The following is a 17,048-nucleotide window of genomic DNA, read 5'->3' on the forward strand; positions in this document are numbered from 1 at the left end:
AACACTCTATTTACACTCGTTAAATAATTTAATGTCGCAATTTTCGCAAATAGCTATATCAACCTTTTTATAAATTGTTGAAAGGGCCGTATGTTTATCGTTAAAAAAGTTATCCGCTCCAATCATATCTATAAATCCACCTTTTATGAGCACTTCCTGACTAACTAATTTTAAACCTACAAAATAAATACCGCCACCTCTTTCCTGCCATTTTAAAACCTCATGAGTCAGCCATTCTGCACCTGCCAAATCAATAAAATTAATTCCATTCGCAATAATTAACAGATGCTTATTATCAATTTCCTCATACAAATTGGCAAAATAATTGGAGATGCCATCAACAGCGCCAAAATATATGGAGCCATCAATTCTAATCATTTTTAGCTGAGGACATTCCTGCGCCGTTTCATCTCTTATAATATTTACAAATTTCTCCTTGGCATTTTTTCCAAAAACAGCAATATTTGGTTTAGAAGTTCTTTCTAAATAGAAAAATAAAGAAATTAATATTCCTAAAAACAAGGCGATTTCCAATTCTAAGAATAAGGTTCCCAATAAAGTGACCATTAAAACTAAAAATTCACGCTTACTGGTTTTTATTATTTGTTTTATGTGCTTAACGTCAATTAAATTATATCCTACTAAAAGTATGATTCCTCCCATAGCCGCTTTTGGTAAAAAAGACGCATACTTTGCAAAAAATAAAACCACAATCGTTAACCCAATCGCTGAGATTATAGCAGAAAATGGTGTTTTGGCCCCAGCCTGGTAATTTACGCCAGATCGTGTAAATGAGCCTGAACTTACATAAGATGAGAAAAAACTGGAAATAACATTAGATAAACCTTGCCCGATAAATTCCTGATTATTATTTAATTTCTGATGAGAATGCAATGCCACAGCTCTTGCTATGGAAACGGCTTCAACCAAACCCAGCAGGGCTAATGTTATGGCTCCAGATGTTAATAAACGCATGTCCTCAAAATTAAAATTTGGAATTTTAAATGGCGGTAAGTGAGAAGGAATATTTCCAACACTTTCAATTCCATGCAGTTCACCTCCCAAAAAGAAAGCCAAGAAACTTCCTAAAACCATAGCGATTAACATATATAATCTAGCTATATATTTAATAAATCGCCTGATTAAAAGTGCTATTAAAAGCGTACCGAGAGCAACCCCCAAAACATAAAAATTTGTTTCTGTGATATGTAAAATTATATAGTTGATGATTTCATAAAAAGTACTTCCCCCTGGAACATTTATGCCAAATACATGTTTCAATTGTTTAAAAGCAATTAAAATTCCGGCCCCAGCAGCAAAACCAATTACCACAGAGTTTGACACAAAATTCACCAGCTTACCCATTTTGGCAAGCCCCATAAATAATTTAATAATTCCGGTCATAAAAGATAAGAGAATTGCTAAAGAAATAAATGCCTCTAAATCAGTTTCAGGACTTGCAAATTTACTTATAACTGCAAAAACCACGATGGAACCTGTAGTTGTTGGACCGGAAATTAAATGATAGGATGAACCAAATAAAGCTGCAATAATTGGTGTTATCATGGCCGTATAAAAACCATAAATTGGCGGTAACCCGGCAATCATGGCGAAAGCTACAGCTTGCGGAATTACAATAACAGTTCCTGTAATCCCCGCTATTAAATCATCTTTCCAAGAGTTTTTTACTAAAGGCAGCCAAACTAAAAAGGGAAATATTTTTTTTAAACTCATAGCACAATAAGTTTCAATTATTTGTTACAACAAAAGTAATGGGAACTATTTTTAGTTTTGTGATTCACATCACAAATAATGCTAAAATAGTCCCCCTTGGATGTTTCCTTTAATTCTCCCTAAATGTTTGTAAGCAAGCTCCGTCACTTCTCTTCCGCGAGGAGTTCTCATAATAAAACCTTCCTGAATCAAAAATGGTTCATAAACTTCTTCAATGGTTTCTGTATTTTCACCAACAGCGGTTGCTATAGTGCTTATGCCTACTGGACCTCCTTTGAATTTATCAATGATCGTGGAAAGAATTTTATTGTCCATTTCGTCTAAACCATGAGCGTCAACATTTAATGCGTTTAGCGCATATCTGGCAATTTCGATACTTATTTTTCCGTTTCCTTTAATTTGGGCGAAATCCCTGACTCTTCTCAAGAGTGCATTGGCAATTCGCGGTGTACCCCTGCTTCTTCCTGCTATTTCTATAGCAGATTCCATAGAAATTTGAACTTTTAAAATAGTTGCACTTCGTTGCACAATGGTTGTCAATAATTCAGTATTATAATATTGCAAACGGCTGCTAATTCCAAAACGCGCTCTCATTGGTGCTGTTAGCAAACCGGAACGTGTGGTTGCCCCAATTAAGGTGAAAGGCTCTAAATCTATTTGAACCGTGCGGGCATTTGGCCCAGATTCGATCATGATATCAATACGATAATCTTCCATCGCTGAATATAAATATTCTTCCACAATTGGACTTAATCGATGAATTTCATCAATAAATAATACGTCTCGTTCACTTAAATTGGTAAGCAATCCTGCCAAATCTCCTGGCTTATCCAATACCGGGCCTGAAGTAATTTTAAGGCCAACATTTAATTCGTTTGCTAAAATATGCGCCAAAGTTGTTTTACCAAGTCCGGGAGGACCATGAAATAGCGTATGGTCCAAAGCTTCGTTTCTTAAATTGGCTGCTTCTACAAAAACTTTCAGATTGTCTATAACCTGTTCCTGACCCGTAAAATCATCAAATGTTAAGGGACGTAACTTTTTTTCTACGTCTAAATCTTCAGGAGAAGAAAGGTTTTTATCCGGATTCAAGTTTTCGTTCATAAAAACAAAGATAACGAAGTAAAATAATTAATAATTGATAATTGATAATTAATAGTTGGTGATAGGGTATTGTTTATTCAAAAACAAAAATTCTCAGCAACATCTTCCTTGTAAGCATGTTTGCTGAGAATTTTCAGAAAAAATATTTTAGTTTAACAGAAAAAAATTAAGATTCCTCTTCTCCTTCATATAAAGGCGTAATTTGGGAAACATAATCTTCCGGCATCCCGGGTTTGCTGTAATCATAAGGCCAACGATGAACTGCAGGGATTTCTCCAGGCCAGTTTCCATGTATATGTTCAACAGGCGTAGTCCATTCCAAAGTATTCGATTTCCAAGGGTTTTGTGTGGCCTTCTTACCTTTATATATGCTAATAAAGAAGTTTGCCAAGAAAATGATTTGTGCGGCTCCCCCTAAAATAGCGAACATCGTAATTACAATATTTACGTCGGCCACATCATCAAATAAAGGAAATGCAGTATTGGCATAATACCTACGCGGCAATCCTGCCAACCCAACAAAATGCATCGGGAAAAATACGCCATAAGCGGCAATCGCCGTAATCCAGAAATGCCAGTATCCCAATGCTTTATTCATCATTCTTCCATACATTTTAGGAAACCAATGGTAAACACCGGCAAACATTCCATAAATTGCAGATACACCCATTACCAAATGAAAGTGGGCAACCACAAAATACGTATCGTGAACATTAATATCCAAAGCACTGTCCCCAAGAACAATTCCTGTTAACCCTCCTGAAATAAACGTAGAAACAAATCCTATGGAAAAAAGCATCGCGGGATTCATTTGAAGGTTACCTTTCCACAAAGTTGTAATCCAGTTAAAAGCTTTTACTGCAGAAGGAATTGCAATTAATAAGGTGGTAAATGTAAATACAGAACCTAAAAACGGATTCATTCCTGAAACGAACATATGATGTCCCCAAACAACGGTAGATAAAAATGCAATGGCTATAATTGACCCAATCATTGCTCTATACCCAAAAATAGGTTTACGCGAATTGGTGGCTATAATTTCAGAAACAATACCCATAGCAGGTAATATTACAATATAAACTTCAGGATGTCCCAAAAACCAAAATAAATGCTCAAACAATACCGGAGAACCGCCTTGGTAATGCAATACTTCCCCTTGAATAAATATATCTGATAAATAAAATGAGGTACCAAAACTTCTATCGAAAATCAATAACAATGCTGCAGACAATAATACAGGAAATGATACCACCCCAATAATAGCTGTTACAAAAAACGCCCAAATAGTTAAAGGCAATCTTGTCATTTTCATTCCCAAAGTTCTTAAATTAAGAACGGTAACAATGTAATTTAAGGCACCCATTAAAGACGAAGCTATAAATATTGCCATAGAAATCAGCCAAAGCGTCATTCCCAATCCTGAACCTGGAATGGCCTGTGGCAATGCACTTAATGGCGGATAGATTGTCCAACCTGCGGATGCCGGTCCTGCTTCAACAAAAAGTGAAAAAACCATAATTACACTTGACAAAAAGAACAACCAATATGATACCATATTTAGAAATCCAGAAGCCATGTCACGTGCCCCAATTTGCAATGGAATTAATAAATTACTAAATGTTCCGCTTAAGCCAGCCGTTAACACGAAGAATACCATAATAGTTCCATGAATGGTCACTATTGCCAAGTAAATATCGGGCGACATAACGCCCCCGTCCTGATGGCGGCCTAAAAACGCTTCAATTAAACTAAAAGAAGTATCGGGCCAAGCAATTTGCAATCGAAACATCATTGACATAAATACGCCAATAACGCCCATAAATATTCCAGTAACTAAATACTGTTTTGAAATCATTTTATGATCAGTACTAAAAACGTATTTTGTAATAAATGTTTCTTTGTGATGGTGATCTGACATATTTATATATTTTTTAGTAGTCTAGTAGTTAATTTTCTTTTATAACCTCAGCTATTGTTTTTTGACTGCTTAACCAACTGTTAAATTCAGCTTCCTCCTGAACAATAATCTTCATTTGCATATTGTAATGTGAAGCACCGCAAATTTTGTTGCAAAGCAATAAAAAATCAAATTCGTAAGGATCTTCTCCTTTTTCAGCCCTTATTTTATTGATTCCGTTTACTTTAGCAACCGTTTTTTCATTTACTCTCATTTCTTCAGTGGTCATATTTGGAGTGAAGGAAAATTGGGTAACCATTCCCGGTACACAGTTCATTTGCGCTCTAAAATGGGGCATAAATGCAGAGTGCAAAACATCTTGCGAACGAAATTTAAAAATAATTTGTCGTCCCTTTGGCAAATGCAATTCTCGGGTTGGAATATCATCTAACGAATTTAGATCGGTCATATCAACGCCCATTGTATTGATTCCTTTTATATTGCGCACATTCGCTTTTCCCAATTCATTATCAACTCCGGCATAGCGTGCTTCCCATTGAAATTGTTTAGCATACAATTCAATAATCAACGGGTTTTCTGCATCTGAAGCGTCCATCACATCATTCCAAACTGAGAGTCCGTAAAGCACCAAACCAGCAAGAACAACAGCCGGAACAATAGTCCAAATCATTTCCAATTTATGGCTATCTGCATAAAACAAAGCTTTTCTCCCTTCTGTCCCTCTGTACTTAAAAGCAAAATAGAACAGTAAAAATTGTGTCACCGCCTGTACAAATAAAATAAGCAGCATAGTCACTATGTACAATTTATCAATGCGGACACCTTCAGCTGAAGCAGATTCGGGCAATAGAATTACAGAGTATTTCCAAAAAGAAAATATCATTAACCCATAAAAGAAAACTCCAAAAGCTACAAATAAAATTCCTTGAGTGTTGTTGTCCTTCTCAGTGGCTATTGCGCCTTTTAAATTAAAAATACTTGTTATTTGCCATATGGCAACGCCGATTATAAAGGCAAGTAAAATATAAAGTAATGCTGTCATATTTTTTTAGCTAGTAGTTATAGTGTTGTCAAATATAAAAAAAATGCTGAATATTTAACCTTCAGGACTCTTTTCAATGTGTGTTTTTTTTTATATTTTAATAGTGAAAATGTTCACTTTCTGTTATAAAAGGATTTCCCTTAGCATTTAATGGTGATTTTGAAAGCGCATTAAATACTACATAAATAAACAAGCCCAAAAAGAATAGAATTGAACTAATTTCAGGAATACCAATTTGCCAATGATCGCCTACTGTAGCAGGGGATATCATTACAAATATATCAACATAATGGCCCAATAAAATAATGATCCCTGTACTTATTATAAACCAAGGAATTCGCTTAAAATCGCTATTCATTAGTACCAGTAGCGGGAAAACAAAGTTGGGAATTAGCATCCCTATAAATAATAATTGATATGGACCTAAAAGCCTCGGCGCAAAATAAGCCGTTTCCTCAGGCATATTTGCATACCAAATTAACATAAATTGAGAGAACCATAAATAAGTCCAAAAAACGCTGAAACCAAACATAAGCTTGGCCAAATCATGAAAATGGCTATTATTCACTTTTGGTAAAAACCCCTTCGATTTTAAATAAATAGTGACCATAGCAATTACAGTAATTGAAGACACAAATAAGGTTGAAAATACGTACCAGCCAAATAAAGTGCTTAACCAATGCGGTGTTAACGACATAATCCAATCCCAAGCCATCATAGATTCAGACACAACAAAAAATAGCAAGAAAAATATGGATGCTTTAAAATTTTTCTTATAATGTGTTAAATCAACTCCTGAATCTTGGGCCAAAGAATTTTTTACGGCAAAATAGCGATAGATATTCCACCCAAGTAAATAGATAAAAGTTCTAATCATCCAAAAAGGAACATTTAACCACCAGCTTTTACCTACTAAAATTTCATCATAAAGTTCACTTTGAGGATTGTAAAAATCCGGGTTCATCCAAACATAAAAATAATGACCATTTGCGACTGTAATGATTAAAAATGCCAATATAAACAATGATCCAGGCAATAAATACGCTGTTATTCCTTCCATAACCCTAAAAAGCACAATAGACCATCCTGCTTGAGAGGCGTATTGAATTGCATAAAAAACTAGTGTCCCCAATGCAATCATAAAAAAGAAAAACATGGCAATAAAAACTGCTGCATAAGGCCGATTTTGTAAAGCATGTAATTGGTGTGTAAGGTGTTCTGATTCTGTACCCTCACTTACTCCAGTATTGTTTTCGGCAGCATGATTTGCATTTTGTTCAATTTCGTTAGCAGCATTGGCTTCATTGTGCCCATGATTTTGTTGCTCCGTTAATTGCTTCACATCTTCAATAGAATTAGGAACCGTTAAAAAGCCGTAAGCAATGCCCAAAGCCCCTAAAATCATAAAAACGATTGCACTTATCTTTAATTTTTTTGAAAAACTATACATATCTTTAATATCTATCTAATTATTGGATGTGTTTTGTGGCAACAAATCTGTTCTTAGTTTTTGCACATACTGAACAATTTCCCAACGTTCGTTGTCTTTTAATTGAGAAGCATGAGATCCCATCATATTTCTTCCATACATAATTACATGGTAAATACTGCCTTCGGTTATTTCTCTATCTTTATAGTTAGGAATCCCCAGGACTTTATCACGTTGCACTAAAACTCCTTGTCCATCACCTTTATCACCATGACAAACAGTACAATTAATGGTATACAAAGCTTTTCCTTTTTCCAAGTTCCCCTCGTTAACTTCTAAAGGAGACATTACTGTTTCTTTAGCTAATAAGTAACCCTCTTCGGTATTAGGAATTTCATAAGGTACTTCTCCTCTAAAAATAGTTCCTGCAACAGGTAATTGAGCTTCTAGCCCATTTTTAAAATTAGGATTTTCAGCATACGTTTCATAACCAACAGAAGTATACATATCTGTAGCAGCCATAAAACGAACATTTGGTTTACGCATAACGCCATCGCTACAAGAACTCAAACTTATCCCTATTAAAGTTACAGCTACTATGTTAAATATATGTTTCATATTCTTTATGCTTTTATTTTGATTTCTTTAGCACCTGCTTTTTTCAGTAAGTCTTCTAAAGCATTTACATCGTCAGACACCGCTATTTCGATCATAAAGTGATCGTCGGTAGTTCTTGGGTCAGGATTTTCGGCGTTTTTAAAAGGCCATAATTTACTGCGCATATAAAAGGTAATTACCATTAAATGGGCGGCAAAAAACACTGTTAACTCAAACATAATCGGAACGAAAGCCGGCATATTTTCAGCAAAACTAAAACTAGGCTTACCGCCTATATTTTGCGGCCAATCGGCAATCATCATATAATTCATCATCCAAACAGCAAAAGAGAAACCAATAACACCATAAATAAAAGCCGTAATAGCAATTCGTGTATTTGGCAAACCTACTGCTTTTTCAAGCCCGTGGACGGGGAAAGGTGTAAATATTTCTTCAATATGATACTCAGCGGCCCTTAAGTCTTTTACAGCGCTTAAAAGCACGTCGTCGTCATCGAAAATAGCTTGTAACGTTTTATTACTCATGATTATTTTCTCTTAATTTTTTATAATTTTCTCCAGATGATTTCAAAATACTCTTTAACTCTGCCTGTGCTATTACAGGAAATGTTCTGGCGTATAACAAAAATAAAACGAAGAAAAACCCAATTGTTCCAATAAAAATACCAACATCAACAAAAGTTGGTGAAAACATCGTCCAAGATGAAGGCAAATGTCCGCGACTTAAACCAATTACAATAATGTCAAATCGTTCAAACCACATTCCTATATTTATAACAATAGAAATAAAGAATGACCATACATAATTAGTTCTTAATTTTTTAAACCACAATGATTGCGGAATAATGAAATTACAAATTATCAATGCCCAAAAAGCCCACCAATATGGTCCTGTAGCGGCACCAATTGATAAATAGATATAATCCTCATAACTACTTCCTGAGTACCATGCCAGAAAAAACTCTGTTATGTAGGCTACTGAAACAATACCTCCTGTTAAAAGGATTACTTTATTCATATTTTCGATATGAACTCTGGTTATGTACGCCTCCAAATTTGAAACCTTTCGCATAATTATCAATAGTGTTTGCACCATCGCGAATCCTGAAAATATTGCCCCTGCAACAAAGTAAGGAGGGAAAATAGTACTATGCCATCCGGGAATAACCGATGTCGCAAAATCCATAGATACAATTGTATGAACAGACAATACTAATGGTGTAGCCAAACCTGCCAACACCAATGAAACTTCTTCAAAACGTTGCCAATCTTTTAATCTGCCCGACCATCCAAAACTTAATAAACCATAAATTTTCTTCTGAAAAGGTTTTACCGCCCTATCTCTCAGCATTGCAAAATCAGGCAACAATCCAGTATACCAAAACACCAACGATACAGAAAGATACGTTGAAATGGCAAAAACATCCCACAACAATGGTGAGTTAAAGTTAACCCATAACGAACCCAATGCATTTGGCAATGGCAATACATAAAATGCATTCCAAACTCTACCCATATGAATAATAGGGAATAAGCCCGCTTGAAAAACGGCAAATATTGTCATTGCCTCAGCCGAACGATTAATTCCCATTCTCCATTTTTGTCTGAATAATAACAAAACGGCAGAGATTAAAGTACCGGCGTGACCAATACCTACCCACCAAACGAAATTTGTAATATCCCAAGCCCAGTTAACCCTGTTGTTTAATCCCCAAACACCAATTCCTGTTCCTATTGTATAAAGAATACATCCTATTCCAAATAAAAAGGCTACTAGTGCTATTGTAAATGCAATCCACCATTTTTTGTTGGCTTTACCTTCAACAGGTGCTGCCACATCAACAGTAATATCGTGATAACTTTTGTTACCATTTATTAATGGTTCTCTTATAGACGCTTCGTAATGAGACATAATATATTATAAATCTTAATTATAGTTATGATTCTTCAGTATTTCTAACTTTAAGGTGATACATCACATTTGGTTTTGTACCAATTTCTGCTAAAAGATGATAAGTTCTGTCGTCATTTATTAAATGCGCAACCTCACTTTTCTTGTCATTTACATCGCCAAACACCATTGATCCGGTTGGACAAGCACTTGAACATGCTGTTTGAAATTCTTCATCTTCAACAGGGCGCCCTTCTTTTTTGGCGGTTAAGATACTCAATTGGGTTTTTTGTATACACATAGAGCATTTTTCCATAACCCCTCTTGAACGCACAGTAACATCAGGATTCAAAACCATTCTTCCTAAATCATTGTTCATGTTAAAGTCGAATTCGTTATTTTCCGGATATTTAAACCAGTTAAATCTACGTACTTTATATGGACAGTTATTTGCACAATATCTTGTTCCAATGCAACGATTGTATGCCATCTGATTTTGTCCCTGACGACCATGTGAAGTTGCTGCCACAGGACAAACTGTTTCACAAGGTGCATGATTACAATGTTGACACATTACAGGTTGAAAAGCTACTTTAGGATTTTCAGAAGGAATCGTCATCGTATTAAACATTTCACCAGTTCCAAAAATATCTTCTTCTTTTGCCTTTTCATTGGTCATATCAGAGGTGTAATACCTATCTATACGCAACCAATGCATATCTCTGCTTACTCGAATTTCATGTTTACCAACTACCGGCACATTATTTTCAGCATGGCAAGCTACAATACAAGCAGCGCAGCCAGTACAAGTCGCTAAATCTATTGACAAATTAAAATGAGGCCCAATGGTATCATCAAACTTCTCCCATAAATCTACGCGTTCTGCTGCTACCTCTTCATGATTTAGAGAAAATTTATGTGTTTCATTCCATTCTTCTTTTGGCTTATTGATATAATCTTCTAGGATTGTTTCTTTAATAATTTCATCACGACCCATTATGGTGTGTTGCAATTGAACACAAGCAAATTCATGAATATTTGCCGTTTTTTCGATTTCAACTGTTTGGAAATTACTAAAATTATGCATGAAAGCAAAAGCGTTTACACCCGTCATCATTTCATTTTTCATTCCTGCTGTTCTTCCATAACCAACTGCCAAACCAATAGATCCATTTGCCTGACCTGGCTGAATAAGAACGGGTACATTTTCTAATGTTACGCCATTAGATTTAAGCGTTACAACACTTCCGTTTAAAGCACCATCGCTTACATTCCAGTTCTCTAAACCCAGCTTATTTGCGTCGGCAGCTGAAATGGTCATATAATTGTCCCAAGTAGTTCTTGTAATAGGGTCCGGTAATTCTTGTAACCAAGGATTATTGGCTTGTTTCCCATCACCTAAACTAGTTTTTGCATAAAGATTTAATTCAAAATCTGCAGGTTTTGTTTGCGTCAATAATGCCGATGCCGATGTTGTTAAATCTACCTCATTCTTTACTAAAGAAATTTCAGTATTGTTTTTATAAATACCATCATGCAATGCTTTATTCCAAGAACCGCCATTTAAGATAGAAGCCGACCAATTGTCTTTTATAAATTGATAATAGGTTTTATTTTCACCCATCCAAATTAGCATACTGTCTTCAAACTGACGTGTGTCAAATAATTGTTTTATGGTAGGTTGCATTAAGCTATATTCTCCTGCCTGAAACTGGGCATCACCCCAAGATTCTAAATAATGAGGAGTGGTCGCTACCAATTGCGATTGCAATGCGGTCTCGTCATTTGACATCGTGCAATTTACAGATAATTTAACCTTTTTTAATGCTTCATTAAATGCATCCGCATTCGCCAAAGAATAAGAAGGGTTGCTATTGTAAATAAATAATGCGCCAACGTTTCCAGCTGCCATTTCAGCAACTAAATTGGTAACATCAGTATCATTCCCAGCTTTTACAAATCGTGGTGTTGTGATATCATACACTTCAGATTTCAAAAATTCATTTAAAGCGTTGGCAATCAATTGCGCATTTTTATCTTGAATACCTGTTACAACAACAGCTTTACTGCCTGCTTGTTTTAGAAGATCTGCTGTTTTTTTGATAGCTGTATCGGCTAAAGTCTTTTTTGAAGGAAGATTATTTCCTGTTACAGCATTGTATAAATTAATAAGTGCATAAACTTGTTCAGAAGGTTTTATTGGAAACCTATTGTCTGCATTTGCACCTGTTAATGATAAGTTCGATTCAAATTGAAGATGTTTAGACATTTTGCCATTTACAGGAACCCTGCTTTTCGCATAATTTGCGCTGTATTGGCCACCTTGCCAGTCACCCAGAAAATCGGCTCCAATAGATACTATTACTGCTGCTTTATCAAATTTATAAGATGGCAGCGCTCTTAAACCATACATTGTTTCAAAAGCATCTAACGCCGCACTTTCTGTTAATGCATCATAAACAACATGAGAAACATTTCCATATAATTGTGAGAAGTTTTCGATTACTTTTTTAGTGGAAGGACTCGCTGTTGTTCCAGTTAAAATAATAATTTTCTCATTCGTATTTTTTAGAGATTCTAAAGTATCAATTACCTTTTTATCTAAATCTGACCAAATTATTGCTTCACCATTAGACAATGGCTCTCGTAATCTATTATTGTCATATAACGACAATACAGATGCCTGAACTCTTGCTGATGTTGCACCCCAATTTTCAGCCATTTTATTTGGCTCAATTTTAATTGGTCGTCCATCTCTAACTTTTACCAATATATTTGCAATATCAGAACCATCTGAAATTAAAGAAGCGTAATAATTTGCTACCCCAGGAATAATATTATCAGGTTTAACCACATAAGGAATCGACTTTACCACAGGACCTTCGCAAGAAGCTAAAGTTACTGCCGCTGTTGTAAATCCAACATATTTAAGGAAATCGCGTCGTGTTGTTGCCGATTGGGATAAATTTTCTTTATCACCTAAAAACTCATAGGTAGGTAATTCTTCTACAAATTCTTTTTGCATTAAGCTTTCAACAATAGGACTATCGGATTTGAGTTCTTCAACGCTTCTCCAGTATTTCTTATTTGATGCCATTGTTTATGTTCGTATTATCTAAATTTTTATTAATAGTGACATTTACCACATTCTTGCCCACCCATTTGAGCCACAGTAACTTTTTCTATACCGTATTTTTTCGATAATTGGTCGTGAATATTTTTGTAATACCCATTATTTTTCATGTCAACTTCCGTTGTTTTGTGACATTCAATACACCAGCCCATCGTTAATTTAGAAAATTGTTTTGCCTCAACCATTGTTTCAACAGGACCGTGACATTTTTGGCAGTTGATGCCGCCAACAGTTACGTGTTGTGAATGATTAAAATAAGCGAAATCTGCTAAATTATGAATACGGACCCACTCAATCGGCTTTTGTTCAAAACCTTCAATGTATTTTACATTTTCTTTATCCCAGCCAACTGCGTCATATATTTTTTGAATTTCCTTATCTAAATCTTCTTTTGTGTAATTCCCAAATAATTCTCCTTTATATTCTGAAATAGATTTGTGGCAATTCATACAAACGTTTACAGACGGTATGCCCGAAGTTTTACTGTTTTTTGCTGAAGAATGACAATACTGACAATCAATTTTATTATCACCTGAATGAACTGCGTGAGAAAATACAATTGGTTGAATTGGCTGATATCCAGTATCTACACCAACTTGCATAAAATAGCCAAATACCAAGTATGCGCCGCCTAACAAAACAAATATGAGTGCCAAGAAACGTAAGAAAGGACTAAAAAACATCGCTTTTAGTATACTTTCTTCTACTTCATCAGTAGCTAAACCTTTTTTATTTGTGGTAGCCGCAACAATAAATATCAATAATAAAAATACTAAAATTGTCACTCCAAGCATTGGTAAAACACCAAAACCTGGTTTATTGAACATTTCTTCATCTTTTGTTGAAGTTGTTGTTGCAACCGCTTGTTGAACATCGCCCACAGCCAAGTATTTTAGTAAGTCATCTAAATCCTGATCTGAAAGTTGAGGAAAAGGAGTCATGGCAATTGGAGAATATTCAGATGCCGTTTTTGCCAATTTATCACCTGACGCAACTAAAGCCGCATTGTCTTTTATCCATAATTTTAACCAAGCAGCGTCATATTTGTCTTCAATATGCAAAAGTGGCGGACCAATTAACTTCCCTTCCAGTTTGTGACAAGCCGCACAATTTATTTTATAAATTTGCTTACCGCGCTCAATGCCAGGGTCAACTTCCTGAGTTGCGGATACAATATCAGTTGCAACCGGTGCACCTTTGGTATATTCTAAAATATCAATGATATCCTGATCAGATAACTGAGGATTGGGAGTCATTGGCAATTTGTTGTTCTCTTCAAAAACCTGAATTGCTAATTTATCTCCTGATTTAATCATTCCCGGACTGTCTTTAATCCAGGCAATTAACCAATCTTGGTCTCTTTTCTCAGTAATTCCAAGTAATGCAGGGCCCACCAATTTTGCATCTAGTTTGTGACAGGCTGCGCATACAGATTTGAAAAGTTTCTCACCATTCCCAGCATCAGCTTGTTGCGCTGATAGGTTAAGCGAGAAAAAGAATAGGAAAGCAAGACTACTAATGACTAATCTTGATAATGGACTGTGTTGTTTCACACTTTTCATATTTAAAAAAGATATTTTCTTTCTAGTTTGGTACAATTTTTTCATATATAAAAATATGACTTAAATCATTTTTAAAAGGATTTGACAAAAGTAGCATATAATAATAAAACTTAAAATCTAAAAATTGTGTTAAATGTAATTTATATTCATTCTAAATAACTAATTTATCTCAAGGAAAATTATAAATTTGAAAAATATATAAAATATCATGAATAAATTATCGATCAGAGCAATTATCCCTTTGTTTTTTGTTGCTTTTTTAAGCATCACAAACGCCTACTCACAAAATGAAAATGATAAGATCAATACGTTAATAGCACAAAAAAAGGCATTTAATAAGACAAATAAAAATATAATTGTCTTTAAAATTCAAATTTATAACGGAAATGAAACTCAGGCTTATGCCATTAAACGAAGTTTTGAAGCTGATTTCCCTGAATACCGCACAAAAATTAAATATGATAACCCTGAGTTTAAAATACGATTCGGAAACTTTAGAACGCGACTGGAAGCTGATAGGGCTTTAAATATTATAAAAGAAAAATATGCAGGAGCCATTGTTTTGGAAGATAAAATTTAGGCTTTAAACCACCCTGTTTAATCTTTCAAACAAACGTTGTTTTAAATTGTTGTAGTTTATGATAGATTCCATTATTTTATCTCTTTCTTCTTCAATCCCAACTTCAGCAATTAATGAATTGATTTTTTGTTCAATAAGAATGCGGCGAATATTGTAAATGGCGTCAAGCACCATTTTAGGAAGGTCACTTTTTTTACTTCTTATGAAAATATCTTTTCGTTCCCAGTTGCTTAGTACATGCCTTTCATCATCCATTAAAATAGTGGTGACTAAATTTGCCACTTCATTATTCTCATGATTCACCAACATATCTACAGAAATTGTTTCATCTTGATTTAACTGATAAATTATTTCATAATAAATATTTTTAAAGGTCTCGTCTGTAAATTCAACCTCATCATCGTGTAAATTCAAATAAATTTCCTTGGAAACCACATTGCTGAATTTTACCTTTTTTATAGCATTAAAATCACGGTCATCAGATTCTTCACCTGCAATAATATCGACAAAATCAACCTCATTATTTCCATACAACAATAAAATTTTTATAATTTCCCGTTCATATTTCTGAAGCTCATTAACTTTTTCAAATTGCGGCGTTTTTTGCATAACAGCCTCCGTAGGTTTTTCCTGAACAGGCCTTTTTGCAGCATCTCTTTGTTCCTTTTTATCGATTTGCGCCAACTCATTAAATAGCACATTTTCAGAAATATCCATGATTCTTGAACATTCCTGAATATAAACCTCGCGTTGAATTCTGTCGGGTATTTTAGAAATGCTTACCACAATATCCCTAATTAGCCCTGCCTTTTTAACAGGATCGTGTTGTGCTTCTTCCATCAATAAAGCCACTTTAAAATTGATGAAATCTTTGGAATTTTGTTTTAAGTATTCTTTTAGTTCCTGGCTGGTTACTTTTTTGGAAAAACTGTCAGGATCGTCTCCATCAGGAAACATCACCACTTTTACATTTAAGCCTTGCTCTAAAATTAAGTCAATTCCTCTTATTGAAGCGCGCATTCCGGCAGCATCACCATCAAAAAGAATCGTGATATTTTTTGTTAGCCGGTTTATCAATCGGATTTGATTTTCAGAAAGCGCAGTACCTGATGAAGACACCACATTTTCAATACCTGCCTGATTTAATGAAATTACATCGGTATAACCTTCAACCAAAAAACAATTGTCTTCTTTGGCAATGCTTTGTTTTGCGTAATAAATACCATATAAAACATTGCCTTTATGGTAAATTTCACTTTCAGGTGAGTTTAAATATTTTGCTGCTTTTTTATCGTTGATTAAAATTCTGCCTCCAAAACCGAGAACCCTTCCACTCATACTGTGAATCGGAAACATCACACGACCTTTAAAACGGTCAAATTGTTTGGTCCCTGTTGATGAAAGTAAGTCATCCTTAACAATGGTAAGCCCTGTAGATTCGAGATATTTTAAGTTATATCCTTTATTTAGCGCCTCGCTTGAAAAAGCATCCCATTCGTTCAGCGAATATCCCAATTGAAATTTCCGGATCGTTTCATCCGTAAAACCACGTTCTTTAAAATAGCTCAGGCCAATCGCTTTTCCCTGCGTATTTTCAAGCAATGTCTCATGAAAATAATCTCGTGCAAACTCCGAAACAATAAACATGCTTTCGCGCTCATCAGCCTGATGTTTTTGTTCATTGCTTTGTTCCGTTTCCTCAATTTCAATATTGTATCTTTTTGCCAAAAACCGAATGGCTTCCGGATAGGAATAGTGTTCCTGTTCCATTAAAAAAGTCACCACATTCCCTCCTTTTCCCGAACTGAAATCTTTCCATATTTGCTTAACGGGAGAAACCATAAACGACGGACTTCTTTCTTCGGAAAAGGGACTTAATCCTTTGTAATTGCTTCCTGATTTTTTCAATTGAACAAACTCGCCAATAACCTCCTCAACACGAGCAGTTTCAAAAACTTTATCTATGGTACTTCTGGAAATCAACGGTGTTTATTTTATGGATTTTAATTTTTCTAAATTACAATTATTACTGACAAAA

12 protein-coding genes are annotated in these 17,048 nt (G+C 34.9%); 1 reads left to right on the top strand and 11 read right to left on the bottom strand.

Translation table 11 applies throughout. The annotated features are described in order from the left end of the window. Positions 1–6: 6 nt before the first annotated feature. The 10 genes from ABY285_RS05975 to ABY285_RS06020 form a co-directional block, all read right to left on the bottom strand. The gene (locus ABY285_RS05975; protein WP_372768042.1) at positions 7–1,734 is read right to left on the bottom strand and encodes a SulP family inorganic anion transporter; all 1,728 of its coding nucleotides are present in this window, start codon (positions 1,732–1,734) and stop codon (positions 7–9) included. Between the two features lie 81 nt (positions 1,735–1,815). Further along, complete coding sequence (gene ruvB, locus ABY285_RS05980; RefSeq protein WP_372768044.1) at positions 1,816–2,838, bottom strand: Holliday junction branch migration DNA helicase RuvB; 1,023 nt, start codon at positions 2,836–2,838, stop codon at positions 1,816–1,818. 166 nt (positions 2,839–3,004) lie between these two features. Continuing rightward, complete coding sequence (locus ABY285_RS05985) at positions 3,005–4,756, bottom strand: cbb3-type cytochrome c oxidase subunit I (protein ID WP_372768046.1); 1,752 nt, start codon at positions 4,754–4,756, stop codon at positions 3,005–3,007. Between the two features lie 28 nt (positions 4,757–4,784). Next, a complete protein-coding gene (locus tag ABY285_RS05990; RefSeq protein WP_372768048.1) occupies positions 4,785–5,798 on the bottom strand; it encodes a cytochrome c oxidase subunit II in 1,014 nt (337 codons plus the stop codon). Between the two features lie 97 nt (positions 5,799–5,895). Further along, complete coding sequence (locus ABY285_RS05995; protein WP_372768050.1) at positions 5,896–7,248, bottom strand: quinol:cytochrome C oxidoreductase; 1,353 nt, start codon at positions 7,246–7,248, stop codon at positions 5,896–5,898. A 15-nt stretch (positions 7,249–7,263) separates the two neighbouring features. Then, positions 7,264–7,845: a cytochrome c gene (locus ABY285_RS06000; protein ID WP_372768052.1), complete on the bottom strand. Its 582-nt coding sequence runs from the start codon at positions 7,843–7,845 to the stop codon at positions 7,264–7,266. A 5-nt stretch (positions 7,846–7,850) separates the two neighbouring features. Beyond that, positions 7,851–8,369, bottom strand: a complete 519-nt coding sequence (locus ABY285_RS06005; RefSeq protein WP_372768054.1) for a DUF3341 domain-containing protein — start codon at positions 8,367–8,369, stop codon at positions 7,851–7,853. Continuing rightward, positions 8,362–9,756, bottom strand: coding sequence for an NrfD/PsrC family molybdoenzyme membrane anchor subunit (gene nrfD / locus ABY285_RS06010; RefSeq protein ID WP_372768056.1), 1,395 nt, complete (start codon positions 9,754–9,756; stop codon positions 8,362–8,364). The genes ABY285_RS06005 and nrfD overlap by 8 nt, the downstream gene beginning before the upstream one ends. A gap of 25 nt (positions 9,757–9,781) precedes the next feature. Next, positions 9,782–12,832 (bottom strand): TAT-variant-translocated molybdopterin oxidoreductase, encoded by a 3,051-nt coding sequence (locus ABY285_RS06015; protein ID WP_372768058.1) that lies wholly within the window; start codon positions 12,830–12,832, stop codon positions 9,782–9,784. A 29-nt stretch (positions 12,833–12,861) separates the two neighbouring features. Continuing rightward, on the bottom strand, positions 12,862–14,430 hold the full coding sequence (locus ABY285_RS06020; protein WP_372768060.1) for a c-type cytochrome: 1,569 nt from the start codon (positions 14,428–14,430) through the stop codon (positions 12,862–12,864). 208 nt (positions 14,431–14,638) lie between these two features. Here ABY285_RS06020 and ABY285_RS06025 point away from each other — a divergent pair, with 208 nt between their 5' ends. Next, positions 14,639–15,010 carry an SPOR domain-containing protein gene (locus ABY285_RS06025; RefSeq protein ID WP_372768062.1) on the top strand — a complete coding sequence of 124 codons (372 nt, stop codon included), beginning with the start codon at positions 14,639–14,641 and terminating at the stop codon, positions 15,008–15,010. Between the two features lie 3 nt (positions 15,011–15,013). On the opposite strand, the gene dnaG is transcribed toward ABY285_RS06025, so the two are convergent. Continuing rightward, a complete protein-coding gene (gene dnaG / locus ABY285_RS06030; protein ID WP_372768064.1) occupies positions 15,014–16,993 on the bottom strand; it encodes a DNA primase in 1,980 nt (659 codons plus the stop codon). Between the last annotated feature and the right edge of the window lie 55 nt (positions 16,994–17,048).

It is taken from the genome of Lutibacter sp. (assembly GCF_041555395.1).
Classification (GTDB): Bacteria; Bacteroidota; Bacteroidia; order Flavobacteriales; family Flavobacteriaceae; genus Lutibacter.

Bases quoted from the DNA above. Each gene is read 5' to 3' on its own strand.
- ABY285_RS05995 (WP_372768050.1), bottom strand. From the start codon at position 7,248: ATGTATAGTTTTTCAAAAAAATTAAAGATAAGTGCAATCGTTTTTATG.
- ABY285_RS05975 (WP_372768042.1), bottom strand. From the start codon at position 1,734: ATGAGTTTAAAAAAAATATTTCCCTTTTTAGTTTGGCTGCCTTTAGTA.
- ABY285_RS05990 (WP_372768048.1), bottom strand. From the start codon at position 5,798: ATGACAGCATTACTTTATATTTTACTTGCCTTTATAATCGGCGTTGCC.
- ABY285_RS06020 (WP_372768060.1), bottom strand. From the start codon at position 14,430: ATGAAAAGTGTGAAACAACACAGTCCATTATCAAGATTAGTCATTAGT.
- nrfD (WP_372768056.1), bottom strand. From the start codon at position 9,756: ATGTCTCATTACGAAGCGTCTATAAGAGAACCATTAATAAATGGTAAC.
- ABY285_RS06015 (WP_372768058.1), bottom strand. From the start codon at position 12,832: ATGGCATCAAATAAGAAATACTGGAGAAGCGTTGAAGAACTCAAATCC.
- ABY285_RS06000 (WP_372768052.1), bottom strand. From the start codon at position 7,845: ATGAAACATATATTTAACATAGTAGCTGTAACTTTAATAGGGATAAGT.
- ABY285_RS06005 (WP_372768054.1), bottom strand. From the start codon at position 8,369: ATGAGTAATAAAACGTTACAAGCTATTTTCGATGACGACGACGTGCTT.
- ruvB (WP_372768044.1), bottom strand. From the start codon at position 2,838: ATGAACGAAAACTTGAATCCGGATAAAAACCTTTCTTCTCCTGAAGAT.
- ABY285_RS05985 (WP_372768046.1), bottom strand. From the start codon at position 4,756: ATGTCAGATCACCATCACAAAGAAACATTTATTACAAAATACGTTTTT.
- ABY285_RS06025 (WP_372768062.1), top strand. From the start codon at position 14,639: ATGAATAAATTATCGATCAGAGCAATTATCCCTTTGTTTTTTGTTGCT.